At 38.3% G+C, this 21,277-nt stretch carries 16 protein-coding genes; 4 read left to right on the top strand and 12 right to left on the bottom strand.

From position 1 onward, the window contains the following. Positions 1 to 570: 570 nt before the first annotated feature. The 7 genes from JOD29_RS08235 to JOD29_RS08205 all read right to left on the bottom strand — a co-directional run bounded on the left by JOD29_RS08235 (position 571) and on the right by JOD29_RS08205 (position 9,392). On the bottom strand, positions 571 to 1,797 hold the full coding sequence (locus tag JOD29_RS08235) for a M16 family metallopeptidase (protein ID WP_124763952.1): 1,227 nt from the start codon (positions 1,795 to 1,797) through the stop codon (positions 571 to 573). A gap of 147 nt (positions 1,798 to 1,944) precedes the next feature. Beyond that, positions 1,945 to 2,928, bottom strand: coding sequence for an NADPH:quinone reductase (locus tag JOD29_RS08230; RefSeq protein WP_124763953.1), 984 nt, complete (start codon positions 2,926 to 2,928; stop codon positions 1,945 to 1,947). Positions 2,929 to 3,187: 259 nt separating this feature from the next. Next, positions 3,188 to 4,066: an HpcH/HpaI aldolase/citrate lyase family protein gene (locus tag JOD29_RS08225; protein WP_158610537.1), complete on the bottom strand. Its 879-nt coding sequence runs from the start codon at positions 4,064 to 4,066 to the stop codon at positions 3,188 to 3,190. 51 nt (positions 4,067 to 4,117) lie between these two features. After that, positions 4,118 to 5,296 (bottom strand): CaiB/BaiF CoA transferase family protein, encoded by a 1,179-nt coding sequence (locus JOD29_RS08220; RefSeq protein ID WP_124763955.1) that lies wholly within the window; start codon positions 5,294 to 5,296, stop codon positions 4,118 to 4,120. Between the two features lie 288 nt (positions 5,297 to 5,584). Further along, positions 5,585 to 6,871 carry a CitMHS family transporter gene (locus tag JOD29_RS08215; RefSeq protein ID WP_124763956.1) on the bottom strand — a complete coding sequence of 429 codons (1,287 nt, stop codon included), beginning with the start codon at positions 6,869 to 6,871 and terminating at the stop codon, positions 5,585 to 5,587. A 380-nt stretch (positions 6,872 to 7,251) separates the two neighbouring features. Then, a complete protein-coding gene (locus JOD29_RS08210; protein ID WP_124763957.1) occupies positions 7,252 to 8,154 on the bottom strand; it encodes a hydroxymethylglutaryl-CoA lyase in 903 nt (300 codons plus the stop codon). Positions 8,155 to 8,180: 26 nt separating this feature from the next. Continuing rightward, a complete protein-coding gene (locus tag JOD29_RS08205; protein WP_124763958.1) occupies positions 8,181 to 9,392 on the bottom strand; it encodes a CaiB/BaiF CoA transferase family protein in 1,212 nt (403 codons plus the stop codon). Between the two features lie 167 nt (positions 9,393 to 9,559). Here JOD29_RS08205 and JOD29_RS08200 point away from each other — a divergent pair, with 167 nt between their 5' ends. Next, positions 9,560 to 10,216, top strand: a complete 657-nt coding sequence (locus JOD29_RS08200; protein ID WP_124763959.1) for a GntR family transcriptional regulator — start codon at positions 9,560 to 9,562, stop codon at positions 10,214 to 10,216. A gap of 479 nt (positions 10,217 to 10,695) precedes the next feature. On the opposite strand, the gene JOD29_RS08195 is transcribed toward JOD29_RS08200, so the two are convergent. Beyond that, complete coding sequence (locus tag JOD29_RS08195) at positions 10,696 to 11,178, bottom strand: hypothetical protein (RefSeq protein WP_124763960.1); 483 nt, start codon at positions 11,176 to 11,178, stop codon at positions 10,696 to 10,698. A 480-nt stretch (positions 11,179 to 11,658) separates the two neighbouring features. Here JOD29_RS08195 and efeO point away from each other — a divergent pair, with 480 nt between their 5' ends. Genes efeO through JOD29_RS08180 form a run of 3 tightly spaced genes read left to right on the top strand, consistent with a single transcriptional unit; the run spans position 11,659 to position 15,523 of the window. Beyond that, entirely contained in the window at positions 11,659 to 12,534 is an 876-nt protein-coding gene (gene efeO, locus JOD29_RS08190; protein WP_124763961.1) for an iron uptake system protein EfeO, read from the top strand. A 6-nt stretch (positions 12,535 to 12,540) separates the two neighbouring features. Further along, positions 12,541 to 13,818, top strand: coding sequence for an iron uptake transporter deferrochelatase/peroxidase subunit (gene efeB / locus JOD29_RS08185; RefSeq protein WP_124763962.1), 1,278 nt, complete (start codon positions 12,541 to 12,543; stop codon positions 13,816 to 13,818). Next, the gene (locus JOD29_RS08180) at positions 13,793 to 15,523 is read left to right on the top strand and encodes an FTR1 family iron permease (RefSeq protein ID WP_124763963.1); all 1,731 of its coding nucleotides are present in this window, start codon (positions 13,793 to 13,795) and stop codon (positions 15,521 to 15,523) included. The genes efeB and JOD29_RS08180 overlap by 26 nt, the downstream gene beginning before the upstream one ends. A 215-nt stretch (positions 15,524 to 15,738) precedes the next feature. Here JOD29_RS08180 and pnp read toward each other — a convergent pair whose 3' ends face one another. From pnp to truB, 4 genes are all read right to left on the bottom strand, one after another. Continuing rightward, positions 15,739 to 17,859, bottom strand: a complete 2,121-nt coding sequence (pnp, locus tag JOD29_RS08175) for a polyribonucleotide nucleotidyltransferase (RefSeq protein WP_124763964.1) — start codon at positions 17,857 to 17,859, stop codon at positions 15,739 to 15,741. Between the two features lie 452 nt (positions 17,860 to 18,311). Continuing rightward, the gene (gene rpsO / locus JOD29_RS08170) at positions 18,312 to 18,581 is read right to left on the bottom strand and encodes a 30S ribosomal protein S15 (RefSeq protein WP_124763965.1); all 270 of its coding nucleotides are present in this window, start codon (positions 18,579 to 18,581) and stop codon (positions 18,312 to 18,314) included. Positions 18,582 to 18,711: 130 nt separating this feature from the next. After that, the gene (ribF, locus tag JOD29_RS08165) at positions 18,712 to 19,665 is read right to left on the bottom strand and encodes a riboflavin biosynthesis protein RibF (RefSeq protein ID WP_124763966.1); all 954 of its coding nucleotides are present in this window, start codon (positions 19,663 to 19,665) and stop codon (positions 18,712 to 18,714) included. Positions 19,666 to 19,680: 15 nt separating this feature from the next. After that, complete coding sequence (gene truB, locus JOD29_RS08160) at positions 19,681 to 20,589, bottom strand: tRNA pseudouridine(55) synthase TruB (RefSeq protein WP_124763967.1); 909 nt, start codon at positions 20,587 to 20,589, stop codon at positions 19,681 to 19,683. Positions 20,590 to 21,277: the final 688 nt, after the last annotated feature.

The following is a 21,277-nucleotide window of genomic DNA, read 5'->3' as shown; positions in this document are numbered from 1 at the left end:
AATGTAAGCAGGGGTTTATTTATTGCCCAAAATAATTTTCTTAAGACTGTTGAAAACATTCGTATTGAAATTTACACAATTTTAAGGACTTGACTGGATTAACGGAATATTTTTCCCTTATATTGGCTTTTTGATGCTTCCTTTTTTCAATAGCGGAATATTTTTCCCTTATCTCATCCAAACAATTGGATTTCGCCTTATTTTGAGGGGATTAACGGAATATTTTTCCCTTATATTGCTTTTTGATGCTTCCTTTTTATCAATAGCGGAATATTTTTCCCTTATTATTACTCATACCAGTTCCCTCTCTCCTATAATAAGTAATCTTTCATTTGAGCAACTCAACGCACATCTATGCCAGGAACTACGCTTTCTAATCGTAGTTGCCCATTTATGAACAACTTGTCATTAATAATTTTCTCCATTTAAATACACCAGCTCGTTGTAACAAAACGCGGTTCATTCCTCCGATTAAGGACTTCTTGCGCAGACTCAATTCCTTCACTCCCAATTTCACAAAGCCCAAAATAAAAAAGCGCCCCCTCTTACAAGGAGACACCCTTTATCACATTACTCCACGCCTTGACCAATGATGGCGATGGCTGGCTTCGAACCTAAGAACTGTTCGATAAAGTCGTTCACTGTGTCTTTTGATACGGCATCGATTTCAGTGATGATTTCATCGAGTGTTTTGTGGCGGCCATGAATAAGTTCATTGCGGCCGTTGCGGCTCATGCGTGCGCTTGTGCCTTCTAATCCTAGGACTAGACTACCTTTTAGCTGCTCTTTTGCATTGGCCAATTCCGTATCGAGCACGCCTTCTTTTCGGAAAGCTTGAATCGTTTCGTCAATTGTAGCTTCCAATTGCTTTAACTGTAGATTGTTCGTGCTTCCGTAAACCGTCAGTGCGCCAACGTCTGAGAAACACGTATGGTAAGAATAAATGGTATACGCAAGACCGCGCTCTTCACGCACTTCTTGGAATAGTCGAGATGACATATTGCCACCTAAAATGTTATTTAGCGCGACTAAGCTATACACATTGGGATCCATCACATTGATGGCTGGATACGAGATCGCTAAGTGAGACTGTTCGATATCGCGCGACTTTACGTAGCGACCAGGCGTAAATTCAGGATACGTTAGGACTGTTTCAACCGCTTCAGGTGATTGTTCAAATCGGTTAAATAGATTTTCTATATGTAGTAGTAAGTCTTTTGTTATATTTCCTGCAACCGAAATGACAACATTTTCTGGCGTATAGTGTTTGGCCATATAATTTCGAATTGTATCAGCTGTAAATGTGTTTAGCGTTTTGCTCGTACCTAAAATCGGTAAGCCTAGCGCATCTTTTGGATACATGACGCCCCATAATCGTTCATGAACATCATCATCCGGCGCATCCTCACTCATTAAAATTTCTTCTAACACGACTTGACGTTCTTTATCTAATTCAGTCTCTGAAAATACCGAATTGAAGAACATATCCGCTAAGATGTTGATTGCGAGTTCCCCATGATGGTCGAGCACTTTTGCGTAGTAACATGTATTTTCTTTTGACGTGAAGGCATTTACCTCGCCTCCGATGCGGTCAAACTCTTCAGCAATTTGGCGAGCCGTGCGTGTTTTTGTTCCTTTAAAGAGCATATGCTCAATAAAATGCGTAATCCCGTTTTCTTCTGGCAATTCAAAACGAGAGCCAGCATTCACCCATATTCCAATTGACAGAGAGCGAACGTGTGACATTTGCTCCGAGACGATACGCACTCCATTTTGACAAGTATAAACTGTAACCAATTTTTATCCTCACTTCTAAAAGTTAGTATTCTTTAATCTTATGCTAATCTTATCCAACTTTTAACGCAAGTTTAAGGTTTTATCCAGAAAAATTTTACATAAAAAAACCATTAGATCACTAATGGTTTTTTCTTAAGCACCCGCGCGTTATTCTTTTACGATTTCCAACACCAGTTTTCCTTTGGCGTTACCTTCTAAAATCACTTTTTGTGCTTCAGCTGCTTCTTCTAATGGTAGGACTTTTCCAACGAATGGATGAAGGCCCCCGTTACTAAGAGCTGCTTCTACTGCAATTAAGCTTTCATTATATTGGTCAATTGGTGCATTCCAAACGGCCATCCCCATCACATCGGCTTCTTTTGCCATCGTTAAACGCGGGTTAAAATCCAATGATCCACGGTTCCCGACAACCACCACGCGGCCGTATTTATTCACTAATTGCAAATCCTTTTCTAAATTCACGTTTGCAAGCATTTCAAGAACTAAATCAACCCCTGCATCATTAAGAGATTGAATCTTTTCTATATAATGCTCTTCATTATGATAAAAAATCTCATCCGCCCCAGCTTTACGGACTAATTCGTAGCCTTCTTCTGTTCCAACTGTTCCAATCACTCGTGCTCCTGCATATTTCGCAAGTTGTACAGCCAACGTCCCCACTCCGCCTGAAGCACCGTGAATGAGAACCGTTTCTCCAGGTTTTAGACGACCACGATGGAAGAGTGAACGATAAGCCGCTGTCACAGGAACTCCTAGTGCTGCACCTTGTTTGAAGCTGATGGAATCTGGTAATTTATGTACCGCCTCAACATCACAAACAACTTTTTCAGCATACGTCCCCGTTTTTCGATTGGCTAAAATAGATGAGATAAATACACGGTCCCCTACCTGCAATCTCGTTACGCCTTCACCTACTGCATCGACTACCCCTGCCCCATCAAATCCAGGCACATACGGAAATTCTGGAGTAAAGAATGCATATCCACCTGCTCGAATATAAGCCTCTGCTGGATTAACCCCCGCATAATATATTTTCACCCGAACTTCATTTTTCTCCGGTTCTGGTTCTACAATATCAACTAATTTTAATACTTCTGGTCCCCCAAATTCGGCCATTTGAATCGCCTTCATGTAATCCCCTCCAAAACTTCTTAATATTCAAACTTTACCATTTTTGACCTATTCTTTTCAATTCGGATCTTTACGCATCTTTTAATCTCGAATACGAAAGAACTTAATAACATTATTGATAGGTATTTTTTCTAACTCCAATAATCTAGCCAAAAATTGATTTCATCTAGCCAAAATCTTAGATAATCTAGCCAAGCCTGTTTTTTTCATTAAATTTGGTCTTCATCAAATTGATGAAGACCATTTCCTACACTACATATCAGTTTTCCACAGTTGTCACTGATAAACGGTTATATAGAGCTAGTACTCCTTCAGCTTTTTTAATCACTGGGAGGTCAATCATTTTTCCGTCTACACTCACTACGCCTTTACCTTGTTCTTCAGCCTCCTCTGCAGCTTGAATAATTTTTTTAGCTTGTTCGACTTCTGAATCTGTAGGCGTGTACACTTCATTGACAACTTTGAGTTGTGCAGGATGGACGATTAATTTCCCTTTGAAGCCTAACTCTTTACTAAAGGTTACTTCTTTTCTTAAACCTTCTTCATTGTAGATATCCACATACACGACATCAATTGGTCCTTCAATTTTAGCCACTCTAGATGCTAATACAAGTTGTGACTTCGCAAATAGAAGTTCGGACCCGTGCTCTGTTAAGGTTGCCCCTATATCTAACGTGTAGTCAATCGCACCAAATGCAAGGCGGGTTACACGGTAAAAGTTCGCTAATTCTACTGCGTGATGAATCCCCAGTGCGCTTTCGATTAATGCAACGATTTTGATAGAACCAAGTGGGATATTTAGTTCCTGTTCTTTTTCTAACAACAGCTTATCCAACACTTGTAATTGTGCAGGCGTTTCAGCTTTCGGTAAGACGATCCCATCAACACCTTGAACAACTACTTGACGTACATCTTCAAGAAAATAAGGCGAATCAAAACTATTAACACGTACAAAAATATTCTTTTGTTGATAGCGAGCGATTGCTTGAATGACTTTATCTCGTGCATTTTGTTTTTCTGAAATCGCGACTGCATCTTCTAAATCAAAAATAAAAGCATCTGCTTCTAATGTAGCGACTTTATCGATATTTCGTTGATTGGAACCGGGTACAAAAAACCATGTTAATTCGTTTGACACTATTTTCACCAACCTACTCTTCATTATTTACTTAAGTTCAATCCACCGTAATTAAATGACTTTATTCTGCGCGAAAGCTTTAATATCTTCATCTGAGTAACCAACCGATTTTAAGATGTCATTTGTATGCTGTCCCACTTCTGGGATTGGGTTGAATACTGGCTCGATATCATTAAAAGTTGCGGGTGGTAAAAGTGCTTTTAACTTACCAACTGGCGAATCCACTTCGCGCCAACGGTTTCTTGCTTCTAACTGAGGATGGTTTACAAAATCCATGACAGAATTTAACCGTGCATTGGCAATACCCGAATACTCTAGTAAGTCGATAATTTCCTCCGAAGTCTTTTCAAGGAAGACCTTCTCAATTATCTTTTGAAGGGTTTGCTGGTTTTTAAATCGGTTTGTATTATTGTAATAATCCGGATGATTCGTTAAGTCCGGATCCCCTAATACTTTTTCACAGAAGTTTTTCCATTCTCTTTCGTTTTGAATCGAAATATAAACTTGTTTTTGATCACCCGCTACAAATGGACCATAAGGATAAATTGTTGCATGGCTTGCTCCTGTACGTTCGGGCTCTTTCCCACCATATTCCGCAAAGTATGAAGGGAAGCCCATCCATTCGCCAAGGGATTCTAGCATCGAGACTTCTAAAATTCTACCTTTTTGATCTTTGTTTCTTGCAAGTAACGCTGTCAGAATACCAGAATATGCATACATGCCCGTCGCAATATCCGCAATGGCAACACCCGATTTCGAAGGTGTTTCTTCCGTACCTGTAAGTGCCATCGCGCCAGATTCACATTGAACAAGTAAATCATAGGCTTTCTTATGTGTATATGGACCATTACTTCCATAACCTGAAATTCCACAAATAACGAGGCTTGGATGTTTTTCTAGCAATTCATTTGCCCCAAACCCTAAACGTTCCATAGCTCCAGGCGCTAGATTTTGCAGAAATACATCCGCATCTTCTAAAAGCTTACTTAAAATTTCTTTTCCCTCATCAGTTTTCAAATCTAATGTAAGCGACTCTTTTGAACGATTTAGCCACACAAAATGACTCGCCATACCATTGACAGCTGAGTCATAATGACGTGCAAAGTCCCCTTTTTCTGGTCTTTCAATTTTTATTACACGTGCACCTAAGTCCGCTAATTGTCTTGTAGCAAATGGACCAGCCACAGCTTGTTCAACTGACACGACAGTAATTCCTTCTAACGGTAACATGATATCTCCCCATTCTCTGTATGTAGTTTTAGTAGGTGGCAACACAGGCCCACTACTTACGAATTGAAAAGGTGGAGCACACTTTCTATAATGCGTGTCCACCTTTAAGAAGCCAATTAATCAAATGCGCCTTGGCGTATTTGTGACTGTCGCAAGCTTTCGTCACAGCCAAAACATATGCGTCCAGATTTTATCGAGCTTGTCTCGATAAACTACCTTTAAAAATCTGTGACATCCGCCGGAGGCTTTTAACTTCATTCAGTCGGGGTTTGCCCCAACTGAATGAAGTTAAATTGGGATGACTCCAATCGAAATTGCTACGATTGTCATAACGATTGTTGAGCCAAATGCCCATAATATTGTATGCTTTTGGTGTTCTGCTAAACTGATACCCGCTAATCCCAGTAATACAAACACGGATGGATTTAATGGACTTACAGAGAATCCAGTTGTCCCATTCCCTAATAATGCGGCTTTCCCGATATCTAGTGGATCAATTCCCATTGTTACAGCTGTTTCACTTAAGATTGGTAATACCCCATAGTAAAAGGCGTCAGGCGAGAAAACTAAACTTAGTGGCATACTAACAACTGCCATTATTACTGGCAAATATTGACCAATGCTATCGGGAATAACAGCAACACTAGCAGTCGCCATTGCATCAATCATACCTGTACCTGATAAAATCCCTGTAAAGATCCCCGCTGCAAAGATCGTTGCAACAACCATTACCATACTTACCGCATGCGAAGCGATTTGTTTAGACTGATCTTCAACCGTTCTACAATTGACTGCAAGACCAATCGCAAAGGCAATCATAAATAAAATCGATGTTGGAATAATATCCATAATTAAAATCGTAATTAATGAAACTGTTAAAATTAAATTAAACCAGAATAACTTTGGTAGTTTTTGACCTTCATTAATATTTGACAATTCAATCACGGAAACATCAATCTTTCCTAAACGTTTACGCTCTTTACGACCTAAAAGGAAACCAACAAATACAACCCAAACCATCCCTGCTAACATTGGAATAATTAAAGGATTAAATAATTGAGAAGCGTCTGCATCTAATGTAACCATTGCACGAGCTAAAGGACCTCCCCATGGAATAATATTCATTACCCCTGCTCCTAATGCTACAATTCCCGCTAAAACAACCGGTCTCATTCCAAGTTTTTGATAAACTGGTAGAAGTGCTGTAATCGTAATCATAAATGTTGCTGAACCATCACCATCAAGTGCAACAATTAATGTAATGATTGCTGTTGCAACAGCGATTTTTAATGGATCTCCCTTAGCAATTTTAAGCAGTGTGGAAATCATTGGATTAAATAACCCTTTGTCAATCATTAATCCGAAGTAAAGAATCGAGAAACCAATCATAATCGCAGTAGGTGCAACCTTTTGTACCCCTGCTAACATCAATTCGCCCATTTCCGTTCCAAAGCCTAAAAATAAACCAAATGCCAAAGGAATTACTGTGAATGCAATAAGAACTGAAATTTTATTTGTCATAACAAATGCTAGAAATAAACCAATCATCAAAAACCCCATTAACGCTAAGCTCATATGAACTCCCCTTTGTATGAATTTTCAATTTCTTTTGGTAAAAAAAATAGCATTCGCTCCGGTACCCCTTTTGAGATTAGATCGAATTGAATACTATTTCAGTATTGAACCTTGCGACTAACCTTGGTTTCAAGTGGGTGATACGAAGCGAATGCAAAGAATGTAAGTCTAACTTCCCCTTGTGATTATTAATCAAATGCGCCTTGGCGTATTTGCGTCCAGATTTTATCGAGCTTGCTCGATAAACTACCTTTAAAAATCTGTGGCATCCGCCGGAGGCTATAACTTCATTCAGTCGAGGTTTGAACCCCCACTGAAATCATTATCCTTCTGCATTCATCTCACCTCTAAAAGAAGTAGGAGACTAATGCTGAATGAAGTTAAATAACTAAATTTTCAATTTTACTAATATGGCCTGTTAAGTCTCTTTCTGTAACCCCTTTAATTAAATCCACACATTGTAATAATTTTGTTAAGTCAATTCCTGTTTCAATTCCCATCTCGTGTAACATAAACACTAAATCCTCTGTTGAATCGTTACCTGCTGCGCCTGGGGCAAATGGACATCCACCAAGACCACCAATTGAAGCATCAAATGCTGCTACCCCTGCTTGTAGCGCTGCAATTGTATTGGCTTTTGATAACCCGTATGTGTCATGGAAATGACCTGTAATTTTTGCACGAGTGTTTAAATTTAGGATCTCACTAAACACCTCATATACTTGTTTTGGATTTGCTCGTCCAATCGTGTCACAAACAACAATTTCATCAACTTCTAGCGATTCCAATTCTTTTACAACGCGAAGTACATTGTCAACGGGTACAGCGCGTTCGAATGGGCAACAAAAGGCAGTTGAAATATCGAATCGTACAAACGTATTATTCGATTTTGCATCTTCTACGACTTTCGCTAATTGTTTCATAGATTCTGCAATTGGCATTCTTACATTTCGCTGATTAAATGTCTCACTCGCTGCAACAAATAAGGCAATACTATCAACGCCCTGTTCTTTAGAAAGCTCATAACCTTTTAAGTTCGGAATTAACGTCATATACTGTACGCCTTCTACTCGGTCAATGCGACGTAACACTTCACTTGCATCAGCCATTTGTGGCACATGCTTTGGTGACACAAAAGAAGTTGCTTCCATTCGTTTAATACCTGTTTGACTAAGTAAGTTAATTAACTCCACTTTTTTATCTGTTGGAATAAGTTTTGCTTCATTTTGAAGTCCATCCCTTGGTCCTACTTCAATGATTTCAACAAATTTTGGTAAGTTCATTTATCGTTCCCCCCTTTAATAACTAATTATTTTATTACTTCTAAGCCTTTTAATTTCTCAATTTGCTCGTCTGTTAAGCCTACTTTTTCTTTTAAAATTTCGTCTGTATGTTCGCCTAATTTTGGACCTGCCCAGCGAATTTGACCTGGTGTTTTGCTTAGTTTTGGGATAATGCCTGGTACCTTTAATTTTCCTAAGTCTTCAACGTCTAAATCGACAATCATCTCACGAGCTTGGTAATGTGGGTCTTTGAACATATCTTCTACACTAAAGATCGATCCAGCAGGTATTCCGTTTTCCTCTAAAATATTTAAAGCGCTTTCAATATCTAGTGATTTTGTCCATTCTCCAATAACTGAATCTAAATATTCTGCGTCTTGGCTTCTTCCATCATTTGTTTCATATAAAGGATTTTCAAGGACGTCTTGGCGGTTGATTGCTACCATTAGTCGTTTGAAAATACCATCTCCATTGGCACCAATCACTACATATTTGCCATCCTTACATAAATAAATATTAGAAGGGGCAATTCCAGGTAATGTACTACCTGTGCGTTCACGAATAGCGCCGAATTTATCGTATTCTGGTACCGTACTTTCCATTAGGCTGTAGATGGCTTCATAAAGGGCAACATCTACTACTTGACCTTCACCACTCACTTGATCGCGATGTCTTAAGGCCATTAATGCACCAATGACAGCATATAAAGCAGTAACCGAATCCCCTAAACTAATTCCTACTCTCGTTGGTGGTAAATCTGGATAACCCGTTAGATAGCGAATTCCTCCCATTGCTTCTCCGATACTACCGAATCCTGGACGATCTTTATAAGGGCCATCTTGTCCATAACCTGACACTCGAACCATAATGATTTTTGGGTTGATTTGCTTTAACTCTTCATAACCTAAGCCCCATTTTTCAAGCATTCCAGGTCTAAAGTTTTCGATCACAATATCAACTTCTTTTACTAACTCTTTTATCACTTCTTGTGCGTCTTCATTTTTTAAGTCGAGTGTAATACTTTTTTTATTTCGAGATTGAACATACCACCAAAGGGAATTGTCATTATGTAATAATCTCCATTTTCTAATGGGATCTCCTTTTTTCGGTGGTTCCACTTTTAATACCTCTGCACCAAAATCTGCAAATAATCTTCCTGCAAATGGACCCGCAATTAGGGATCCTAATTCTAAAACCTTTACGCCTTCTAAAGGACCTATAGATGTTTTATCTAGCATATTTTCACCTCAAAGTACTATTTTTTTACTTAATTCTCTTTTTTCTTCCATAAATTAAATATATTGAAAGTTTCGAACTTTGTCAACGGTCGACCGTCAGCATTTTTTACTTTTCTTTAGTGTGTTGTTAAGCTAAAATATAGGGAATATGTTGTTAGAGGTGTCTTATGAATAAAATTATTAAAAGTGATTTATTGCATAATCAGGTTTATTCGGTTTTAATCGAGATGATTATGAAAGGCGAATTTCAGCCAGGAGAAAAATTAGTTGAAACTAGAATTGCAAAAAACTTAGAGGTAAGTCGTGGTACGATTCGAGAAGCATTACAAATGCTCATAAAAGACGGCTTAGTCATCAAAGAAGATAAAAACATGTACATCTATAATCCAGAGCAAAAAGATGTCATTGATTTATATGTTTGCAGAAAAAGTCTTGAATCCACTGCAGCAAAATTAGCTGCCGAAAACATCACGAAAGAGCAATTAGAAATACTTGAAGAAGTTGTTGAAAAATCTAAACAAGCGGATGCTGAAAAGGACCGTAAAGCCCTTACTAAATTAAATCAACAATTCCATGATCTTATTGACCAAGCCTCGGATAATGAACATTTAATCCAGATTTGCGGCTTAATCAAAAATAAAACATTGTTTATTCGTAACCATGTATTACAAGCACACATTTCAGATTACCAAGATTACGTTTTAGATCATGAAAAAATATTTTTAGCTATAAAAGCTGGTGACGCTGAGAACGCTTATGCACTCATGTACCACCACATTGACCGTAGTTTTGAGGAAATTAAAAAGTCACTCAATTATGTGTAAAAGGATAGATAAAAGATCCGTTTCATGATAAAAATCTGCTCAGGCAAATGAGCAGATTTTTTTGTTTGGTGGGAGTTTCTTGGGGTGGGTGCGGCTGCGGCCGTCTGTTTGAGTGGGATTTCGTCCGCATGGGTCGAGATTTCGTCCGGATACATGCAGGTTTCTTTTGTTCTGCTCCCGTTTCGTCCGGATACACCTGGCTTTCGTCCGTTCACCTCCCGTTTCGTCCGGATACACCTGGCTTTCGTCCGTTCAGCTCCCGTTTCGTCCGGATACACCTGGGTTTCGTCCGTTCAGCTCCCGTTTCGTCCGGATACACCTGGCTTTCGTCCGTTCAACTCCCGTTTCGTCCGGATACACCTGGCTTTCGTTCGTTCAGCTCCCGTTTCGTCCGGATACACCTGGCTTTCTTCCGTTCAACTCCCGTTTCGTCCGGATACACCTGGGTTTCTTCCGGATTCATTAGATCCAACTTTCTGTCAATTTCCATTGATTACAGTAATATAAGGGAAAATTATTCCGTTATTTTGAACTAAATATTGATATTTTTGAATATAAGTGAAAATTGTTCCGTTAATGTATGTTGCCGCGGCTTTTATTGGTGAAATAAGGGAAGAAGGTTCTTTTATCATCTGAAAAAGTGCTGAATTTCCATTGATTACAGTAATATAAGGGAAAATAATTCCGTTATTTCGAACGAAATATACAGATTTTTGAATATAAGGGAATATTGTTCCGTTAATGTATGTTGCCGCGGCTTTTATTGGTGAAATAAGGGAAGAAGTTTCCGTTATCATCTGAAAAAGTGCTGAATTTCCATTGATTACAGTAATATAAGGGAAAATAATTCCGCTATTTTGAACGAAATATACAGATTTTTGAATATAAGGGAAAATTGTTCCGTTAATGTATGTTGCCGCGGCTTTTATTGGTGAAATAACGGAAGAAGTTTCCGTTATCATCTGAAAAAGTGCTGAATTTCCATTGATTACAGTAATATAAGGGAAAATAATTCCGCTATTTTGAACTAAATATCAAGATTTTTGAATATAAGGGAATATTGTTCCGTTAATGTATGTTGCCGCGGCTTTTATTGGTGAAATAAGGGAAGAAGTTTCCGTTAGATCCAACTTTCTGGCCGTTCGCCCTACTCTTCTCTTCAGCAACTTCATAACATCCTAAAAATTCCCCCATCCCCCATCAGTATTTCAATTTTCCCTCCCCATTAATAATTTACTTTCGCATTCATTTCACCTGCAAAGCGCTATTAAATAGTCACTCTTGTAAATAAAAATCCACGTTTATTTGAGTTTGAAAAAAATTAACCGAATCGAAGCAAAGAAAATTTTCTAAGTCCTATTGATTTTTAAACTGATAATGATTATCATTATTAACGCTTGGTACATAATAAAAAATTATCTAAAAAAGGAAGTTGATTTTACATGAAAACAAAATCGTTATTCGCCATATTAATTGCAGGGGGCGTCTTGATGACAGGATGCAATAATTCCGAGGATGCAAAGCAGGTTGATTCAACAGTAAGTACTGAGAAAACAACAAACAATGAAACGACAAATGCAAACTTGCAAAAAGAAATCGATGCATATAAAGTTTTCGCTTTGGACCAATTAGACCAATTCACAATTGAAACCGAAAAATTTGTTCAAGCAGTAAAGGCTGGTGATCTTGAAAAAGCAAAAGAGATTTATCCACATGCAAGGATGTATTTTGAACGCTCAGAACCAATTGCGGAAAGCTTTGGCGATCTTGATCCTCGTATTGACGCACGCTTGGCTGACCTAGAAGCAGAAGGACAAGGCGAAGAAAGTTGGACTGGTTACCATAAAATCGAATACGGCTTATGGGAAGAAAATACAACAAAAGGATATGAAGCGATTGCCGATCAACTACTTGCAGATTCAAAAGAATTACGTGCACGCGTAGAAACGGTGGACGTTACTCCTGAACTAATGATGACAGGTGCAATCGATTTATTAAATGAAGTGTCGACATCAAAAATTACTGGTGAAGAAGAAATCTATTCTCATACTGACTTATATGACTTTAAAGCGAATATCGAAGGTGCTGAAAAAATCTTTACTATTTTAGAAGAACAAATTTCGAACAAAGACCCAGAATTAGTTAAAAATTTGTCTGATAAATTTAAAACTGTCAATGATTTATTAGCAAAATTTGAAACGAACGATGGGAATTTTGTTTCATATTCACAATTAACGAAAGAAGATACAAAACAATTAGCTATAGCAGTAAACCAATTAGGTGAACCGTTAAGTCAGATGGGGATTATTTTGGAGTGATGACATATGTCTAAAACAAATGTTGATGAAAAATTTCTAGATAAAAAGATTACTCGCAGACAAATGTTAAAGTTAACAGGTGTTGGGGTTGCTGGTTTGGCCATTGGTGCTTCTGGACTAGGAGGCGTGCTTAGTGCTTTCGGTGAAGAGCTATTTGTTGATGACGACACTACCGCTACTAACAAAGTGAACTTTTACGGGAAACACCAATCAGGGATTGCAACTGCAGTACAAACGAATATCTATTTTGCAGCTTTAAATGTTCTAGTAAATTCGAAGCAGGAATTACAAGAGTTATTTAAAATGTGGACTCCCCTTGCTATTCGCATGATGAATGGAGAATCCATTTCAATGGAAAAGCAGAATGACTTAATTCCACCAAAAGATACTGGAGAAGCTCAAGGTCTAGATGCGCGAAACTTATCCATTACTTTTGGTGTCGGCCTTAGTCTGTTTGAGAAACAGGAACTTGGCCTAGCATCACTTAAACCAGCTGAATTAAAAGACCTTCCCCATTTCCCGAAGGACCAACTAGACGAGGCGTATACCGGAGGCGACATTTGTATTCAAGCTTGTGCGGACGACCCGCAAGTGGCTTTCCATGCTGTAAGAAACCTTGTTCGAGCTGCATCTGGAAAAGTAACCATCAAATGGTCTCAGGCAGGTTTTAATTCATTTCCAGTTGAAAAAGGAAAAAAACAAACACCACGTAATTTATTTGCCTTTAAAGATGGTACAGAAAATCCATCCGGTGAAAAAGATATGAATGAAGTTGTCTGGGTCCAACCTGGTGAATCAACTTCATGGATGACTTCCGGAACATATTTAGTTGTACGTCGCATTCAACTGCATTTGGAAACGTGGGATCGTACTTCATTAAAAGAACAGGAAAAAACTTTTGGACGTCACCGTGAAAGTGGTGCTCCGCTTGGGAAACGAAATGAATTTGATGGGATGGAAATCGAACGAAAAGATGAAAACGGAAATTATATCGTTCCAGAGAACTCGCATGTCTTTCTTGCCAAACAAGCTAAAGCCAGAATTATGCGCCGATCCTACTCTTATTCTTCAGGAATAATTGATTCAACAGGTGCTTATGATGCAGGATTAGTCTTTGTATCATTCCAAAAAGATCCTGAGCAATTTATTAAAATTCAAAATGCACTTGGACGATTGGATAAACTTAATGAATATATTACCCATCGAGGCAGTGGTGTTTTCGCTTGCTTCCCTGGTGTGAAAAAAGGAAGTTATATAGGTGAAGCATTATTTAACACGTTGTAGCCAATTTGCCATCATCCTATTCCTTGTCATTGTGACGACACTGCATCCTGTAGCTGCTGACAGAACTTATAGCAACCTCTATATTTCCATCAGTGATGCCATCATGAGTTCAAAACAAGGGGATGAAACAAGCGCAAAAGAGGCAGTTCAAACATTTGAAGTTCAATGGAATGAAGCAAATGTTATGAATTCAGAAGAGTCAAAAGCAGTTGACCAAGCAATAGAAAAGGCACTTACAGCTAATTCAAAAGATACTCGATTAACTGCATTAACGGAGCTTTCAAAAGCTTTAACCGCTCTTGAAAAAGCGGAAAACCCAGTTGATGAAAAAGCAGAACGCACGGCCTTTGTTAAAACCATGACACCTGCGTTAAACCAACTACAAAATGCGATCAAAGAAGAAAATACAGAAAAACTAACGACTTCTTATAACTCATTTAACGCCTATTGGAACAAAAAAGAACTTCCCGTACGCCAATATGACATTGCAGCATACGGTAAAATTGAAACCCAAATGTCATTCATTCGCATCGAGCTTTCGAATGACCAGCCAAATTTTGCTTTAATTCAAGATCAATTCAATGTGTTAACACAAACCATTAAAGATTTTGGTGCTGATAAAAAAGTAAATGCAGAAACAAAGGGCACTTACTCTTTGCAGTCATTAATAGATTTAATTGATGAAGCCACATCCCAAATCTTGCAAAACGATTTTCCTAATGCATCTGACACGATCAAGGAATTGATTACCATTTGGCCAAATGTAGAAGGTGACATTCGAACAAAAAATGCGAGCCTTTACACGAAAATTGAAAGCGATATGCCCATCATTGCCAGTGATTTAATGAAAGATCAAGTTGATGCCAAAGACATAAATACACAACTTGAAGATTTAAAACAGCAAATTTTACTTATCCAAGAAGACCAAAACTATAGCTATTGGGATTCTGCTTTAATTCTTCTTCGTGAAGGTTTTGAAGCTTTACTCATTATCATGGCTTTAGTAGCATTCTTAAAGAAATCCCAACAAACGCACATGGTCAAATGGATTTATATTGGTGCAGGTTTTGGAGTTGGCCTTAGTGGACTATTAGCCATTTTCATGTCGACCATCTTCCATTCGACTACCATCAATACAAATCGCGAAATCATGGAAGGGTTTATAGGGTTACTGGCTGCGGCTATGATGATTGGTATTGGCGTTTGGTTACATAGTAAGTCCAATATTCATTCTTGGAATTCTTATCTATCGAAACAACTTAATCATGCGATATCGAAACAAAGTATTTGGGCCATGACCTTCATCAGTTTCTTATCGGTATTCCGTGAAGGTGCTGAGACCTTAATCTTTTATATGGGAATTGCCCCTAAAATGTCGGCGACTGATTTCACTTTAGGTATTGGTGTTGCCATTGCCATTTTGGTCATTGTTGCTTTCGTCTTATTACGAGTAAGTGGAAAAATTCCATTGCACCAATTCTTTGCAGTTGCCACAATCTTAATTTATTTACTGGCTTTCAAGATCATTGGTGTCAGCATTCACCTACTACAGCTTACTAGTACATTGCCTACAACGATTATTGATGGCTTACCAGTTTGGGCTTCAATTGGTTTTTATCCAACAGTTGAAACTTTGGTCGGTCAAATCATGTTAATCGTACTCATACTGTTGGCGATCATTTATAAAAAGAGAAATGCGTCTTAATTCTCCAAAAGCATTCAGTACGATCAATCATCAAGATCACAATCATAATTCACGATAACAAAAAACAATAGGCAAGAGAGCTCAAACTCCCCTAGCCTATTGTTTTTTTATTGCTTGCGCCACGATCACTTAAAAAAGTTTACTTTTGACTTTCTGACCAACAAAAAAAGCCTCACCAGGAATCTTCTGTGATCCTAATGAGACAGTTATTGTGATTATTGGTTTTCAGCTTGTTCAGCGCGTTCTTTTTCTTCTTTGATTACAACTTTACGAGAAAGGTTAACGCGGCCTTGGTTATCGATTTCGATAACTTTTACAAGTAATTGATCGCCAAGTTTTAGTACGTCTTCTACTTTGTTTGTGCGTTCTTCTTGGATTTCAGAGATATGAAGTAATCCGTCTTTTCCAGAGAAGATTTCACAGAAGGCACCGAATTTTTCGATACGTTTTACCGTTGCCATGTAGTATTCGCCAACTTTTGCTTCGCGAACGATGGATTCGATAATTTCTTTTGCACGAACGTTCATTGCTTGGTTCGCAGAAGAAATGTAGATTGTACCGTCTTGTTCAGTATCAATCTTTACGCCAGTTTCTTCAATGATTTTATTGATTGTTTTACCACCAGATCCGATAACGTCACGGATTTTTTCTGGATTGATTTTAATTGTAATAATTTTTGGCGCGTATTCAGATAACTCTTCACGTGGTTGTGAAATTGTTGACATCATGTGATCTAAAATGATCATACGCCCTGCTTTTGCTTGTTGTAACGCTTCTTCTAAAATGTTACGTGATAACCCATCAATTTTGATGTCCATTTGAAGAGCTGTTACACCTTTTGCAGTACCGGCAACTTTGAAGTCCATGTCACCAAGGTGATCTTCCATACCTTGAATGTCTGTTAATACTGAATAGTGTTCGCCTTTTTTCACAAGACCCATAGCAATACCAGCTACAGGAGCTTTTAATGGCACACCTGCATCCATCATGGCAAGAGTTGATGCACAAATTGATGCTTGAGATGTTGAACCGTTTGATTCTAATACTTCAGATACACAACGAATTGCATAAGGGAAGTCCGTTTCATCTGGAATTACCGCAAGTAATGCACGTTCTCCAAGGGCACCATGTCCAATTTCACGACGACCAGGTCCACGCATTGGGCCAGTTTCCCCTACAGAGAATTGTGGGAAGTTATAATGGTGCATGAAGCGTTTTGACTCTTCAAGACCAAGACCATCGATAATTTGAACATCACCTAGAGGCCCTAATGTACAAATTGAAAGTGCTTGAGTTTGTCCACGTGTAAATAGGCCTGAACCGTGTGCACGTTGTAATAAATTAACTTCTGATGATAAAGGACGGATTTCATCCAATTTACGACCATCTGGACGGATTTTATCTTCCGTAATAAGGCGGCGTACTTCCTCTTTCACCATTTTATCTAAAATCGTTTTAACTTGTTTAAGTGTTTCATCGTCTGCTTCTTGTTCTTCGTAGCTAGCAAGGACTTTTTCTTTTACAGCTGAAATTGCTTCTTCACGAGCATGTTTTTCAACTGTTTGAATCGCAGCGATCATTTCTTCTTCACAAGCAGCTTTCACTTGAGTAGAAATTTCTTCGTTGATTTCAAATAATTCAACGCCAATTTTTTCTTTCCCTACTTCTGCAACGATTTGTTCTTGGAAGGCAATTAATTTTTTAATTTCTTCGTGTCCGAACATAATCGCTTCAAGCATAATTTCTTCAGGAACTTCTAGTGCGCCTGCTTCAACCATGTTGATGGCATCTTTGTTACCAGCAACTGTTAAATGCACAATACTTTTTTCAGATTGTTCAACAGTTGGGTTAAGAACGAATTCTCCGTCGATATATCCAACGTGAACACCAGCGATTGGTCCATCAAATGGAATGTCTGAAACTGATAATGCTAAAGAAGAACCGAACATAGCCGCCACGTCTGTTGGACAGTCAGGATCTGAAGACATAACCATTGAGATTACTTGTACTTCGTTACGGAATCCATCTGGGAACATTGGACGAATTGGACGGTCAATAAGGCGTGAAACTAAAATGGCATGCTCAGATGGACGCCCTTCACGTTTAATGAATCCTCCAGGAATTTTCCCTGCTGCATATAAACGTTCTTCGTAGTTCACAGTTAGTGGGAAGAAATCTAGTGGTTTTGGTTGTTTTGACATTGTGGCAGTTGATAATACTGCTGATTCGCCATAGCGTACTAATGCTGCGCCATTTGCTTGTTTTGCTAGCTGTCCTACTTCAACAACGAGTTGACGGCCAGCCCATTCATACGAATAGACTTTTTTTTCGGTCATTTAATGAACCCCTTTCTCATAAAAACAAACTTACGTCTGAAATATATCGTTCGACCCTAAAAGGCACGAGCTGATGCTGTTTTTGGATACGGAAATCATCTTCATTTCCTATTCAAAAAAATTTATATATCATTAGTAAGTGTATCAAAAAAGCTATTTCTATGCTAAATATTTTCCATCAAATTATGGACATTTCGTCATTTTTTTCGGTTTGAAGGAAAAATATAGAATTTTCTTTAACATAAAGAAAAAGCGGGAACATTCCCGCTTTTTTTGATGATTACTTTGCGCGGTAACAAATAATGTTTTCATTCGCGCATCACTGATTAGCTATCTAGCTACGAACGCCAGCTCCTCGACAACTTCAGAACCTTCTTCAAGGGCCAAAAGCGCCGTTTCGAAGGTTCTTCCAGTTGTTGTCGGAGCTTAGCAGGCGTTCTCCGCTTTTCTAATTAGCGACGTAATCCAAGTTTTTGAATTAATTCACGGTAACGTTGTACGTCAGTTTCACGTAAATATTTTAATAAGTGACGACGACGACCTACCTTTTTAAGAAGACCACGCTCTGAGTGGAAATCTTTTTTGTGAGTACGTAAGTGATCGTTTAAAGCGTTGATCTCGTGAGTTAAAACTGCGATTTGTACTTCTGGAGAACCAGTATCTCCTTCGTGAGTACGGAACTCAGCGATTAGTTCATTTTTGCGTTCTTTTGTAATTGCCATAATAAATGGACCTCCCAATAATTAAAATTTATCACCATTAAGCACAGCAACCGTTGGAGATTCGGACAGCCGAGCCAAGGTTAAGCACATAGGCACTATAAAGAGTACCATACTTTCAACCTACAATCAACTATTTAGCATCTTCTGCAAAATAACGGATTGCTTCTTCTTTATCATGTTGAATTTGTGCTTTTAGCGATTCAATTCCATCGAATTTTTTCTCACTTCGTATGCGTTTATACCAGCCTACTGTCACTTCTTCACCATAAATATTCTTTTCGAAGTTCAAAATGTGCACTTCAATGGATAATTGCTTGTCTTCAGGGTTTTTAAAAGTAGGTTTATAGCCCACGTTACATACGCCGTCATACCAATTATTTTGGACTAAAATTCGAACAGCATACACACCAGTAGCTGGAATAAAACATCCATCCATCGCTTGAATATTCGCAGTTGGGAAACCGATTGTGCGTCCACGTTTATCACCATGAACGACAATGCCAGGCACTTCGAATGGACGGCCTAATAATTCATGAGCCGTTTCCATATCGCCATCTTGTAAACTTTTACGAATTCTAGTAGAACTGATTTTTTCTTCTCCATCGCTGAACTTGTCAACAACTGTTACGCCAAATTCTCCATTACTTAACTCTTTCATCATATACATTTTTCCTCTTCCTAATGCACCAAATGAAAAATCAAATCCAGCTGTTACATGCAAGACATTCAAATCACGGATGAAGTACTGGATAAAATCTTCTGGTGATAATTTTGCAAAATCAGATGTAAATTGCACAACAAACACCGTATCTACGCCAATCCCTTCAATAATTTCCAGCTTTTGACGAAGCGGTGTAATGTAAAATACTTTTTCATTTCGTCCACCAAGAACGATTGATGGGTGTGGATCAAACGTCATGACCGCACTGTTTATGTTTAACTCTCTAGCTTTATCCATCGCAGCTCCAATGACTGCTTGATGTCCTCTATGTACGCCATCAAAGAATCCGACTGCAAGGGAAAATGCAGTCAATTGATTAAGTTGATTTATTTGATATGGATATTTTAAATGAATAACATTCACATTAAAGCCTCCTATTCAGATAGTAGGGAACATTTTTTCTGGTTTCATCAAATGAGGTTTCGTTGGATGTTGAATATATACTGCTATCGCCTTTTGACTCATTCCAAATACTATTTTATCGTTTTCTTTTAATAATGCATGTATTGGGAGAACTTGTCCATTCAAAATTTGTTTTTCTATCGATTCATCGATTTCAATATATGGAAATGCAGTAAGTGCATATTCCACTGGTAGAATATATTCGTCAATTCTTTCTTCCTTCATCGCCGCTTCTACCTCTGCTATCGTAACACAATTTTCTTTAGAAAAGGTACCTGATGCTGTTCGAACAAGCGATGCCATATGTGCTGGGAACCCAAGTGCCTCTCCAATTTGAACTGCTAATGTACGAATATACGTCCCTTTTGAGCATTTGATTCGAATGTTAAAGGTGATTTCTTGCCCTTCAAAGTTGGATGCTTCATCTAATAAATCAAGTTGATAAATTGTAATTTTACGAGTTGGGCGTTCCACTTCCTGCCCTTTTCTAGCATACTCATATAATTTCTTACCGTTCACTTTGACAGCTGAGTACATCGGAGGAGTTTGTTCAATCTCTCCTGTTAGAGAAGTAAGTGCTTGTAGTAGCTGCTCGCGAGTGATGGACTTGTGCGAGTCATCTTGCTCTACTGTCTCCCCTTCTGCGTCTTCCGTTGTCGTTGTACGTCCAATGGAAACGATCGCTTCATACGTTTTCCCCGCGTCTGTTAGGTACTCGGCAATACGTGTTGCTTGTCCAATACAAATTGGTAGGACGCCTTCTACTCCCGGATCAAGTGTACCAGTATGGCCGACTTTTTTTGTTTTAAGTATTTTTCTAAGTTTGAATACGCAATCATGACTCGTCATCCCGCGCTCTTTCCATAGAGGAAGAATCCCGTTCATTGTTTGTGCTCCTTTTTTGATGAAATATTTTGGGTTTGTTAGATGTTTTGGGTTTTGTGTTCTGGCTAGGGCATAGGTAGGTCTATGCTTTGGGTTTATATTAAATTTGATTTGGAGTAATGTTGGATTATTCTGGACACTTCGGGTGATATTCTAGACACTTTTTGGAGTGTTCTAGATGATTCTTATTTGGCTGAAATAATCTAGACAAATCGGCTCTTATTCTAGACACTTTTTGGAGTATTCTAGACGATTTATCGATTATTCTAGACGCTTTTCCAATTATTTTGGATACTTTTTATTTGGATAAAATAATCTAGACAAATCGGCTCTTATTCTAGACGCTTTTTGGAGTATTCTAAGCGCTTTATCGATTATTCTAGACGCTTTTCCAATTATTTTAGACACTTTTTATTTGGATAAAATAATCTAGACAAATCGGCTCTTATTCTAGACACTTTTTGGAGCATTCTAGACGATTTATCGATTATTCTAGACGCTTTTCCAATTATTTTGGACACTTTTTATTGGCTGAAATAATCTAGACAAATCGGCTCTTATTCTAGACACTTTTTGGAGTATTCTAGACGCTTTATCGATTATTCTAGACGCTTTTCCAATTATTTTGGACACTTTTATTTGGCTGAATTAAACTTGCCAAATTTCATGAAAATCTAGCCAAAATTTT

The organism is Lysinibacillus composti, from assembly GCF_016908465.1.
Taxonomy (GTDB): Bacteria; Bacillota; Bacilli; order Bacillales_A; family Planococcaceae; genus Ureibacillus; species Ureibacillus composti_A.
The sequence above is the reverse complement of the archived record's forward strand: the minus strand, read 5'-3'. Positions and strand labels throughout refer to the sequence as shown.

Coding starts and splice junctions, on each gene's coding strand:
- JOD29_RS08220 (WP_124763955.1), bottom strand. CDS start 5,296: ATGTTACCGTTAGAAGGAATTACTGTCGTGTCAGTTGAACAAGCTGTG.
- truB (WP_124763967.1), bottom strand. CDS start 20,589: ATGAACGGGATTCTTCCTCTATGGAAAGAGCGCGGGATGACGAGTCAT.
- JOD29_RS08205 (WP_124763958.1), bottom strand. CDS start 9,392: ATGCTAGATAAAACATCTATAGGTCCTTTAGAAGGCGTAAAGGTTTTA.
- rpsO (WP_124763965.1), bottom strand. CDS start 18,581: ATGGCAATTACAAAAGAACGCAAAAATGAACTAATCGCTGAGTTCCGT.
- JOD29_RS08230 (WP_124763953.1), bottom strand. CDS start 2,928: ATGAAGGCGATTCAAATGGCCGAATTTGGGGGACCAGAAGTATTAAAA.
- JOD29_RS08200 (WP_124763959.1), top strand. CDS start 9,560: ATGAATAAAATTATTAAAAGTGATTTATTGCATAATCAGGTTTATTCG.
- efeB (WP_124763962.1), top strand. CDS start 12,541: ATGTCTAAAACAAATGTTGATGAAAAATTTCTAGATAAAAAGATTACT.
- JOD29_RS08195 (WP_124763960.1), bottom strand. CDS start 11,178: ATGATAACGGAAACTTCTTCCGTTATTTCACCAATAAAAGCCGCGGCA.
- pnp (WP_124763964.1), bottom strand. CDS start 17,859: ATGACCGAAAAAAAAGTCTATTCGTATGAATGGGCTGGCCGTCAACTC.
- efeO (WP_124763961.1), top strand. CDS start 11,659: ATGAAAACAAAATCGTTATTCGCCATATTAATTGCAGGGGGCGTCTTG.
- JOD29_RS08210 (WP_124763957.1), bottom strand. CDS start 8,154: ATGAACTTACCAAAATTTGTTGAAATCATTGAAGTAGGACCAAGGGAT.
- JOD29_RS08215 (WP_124763956.1), bottom strand. CDS start 6,871: ATGAGCTTAGCGTTAATGGGGTTTTTGATGATTGGTTTATTTCTAGCA.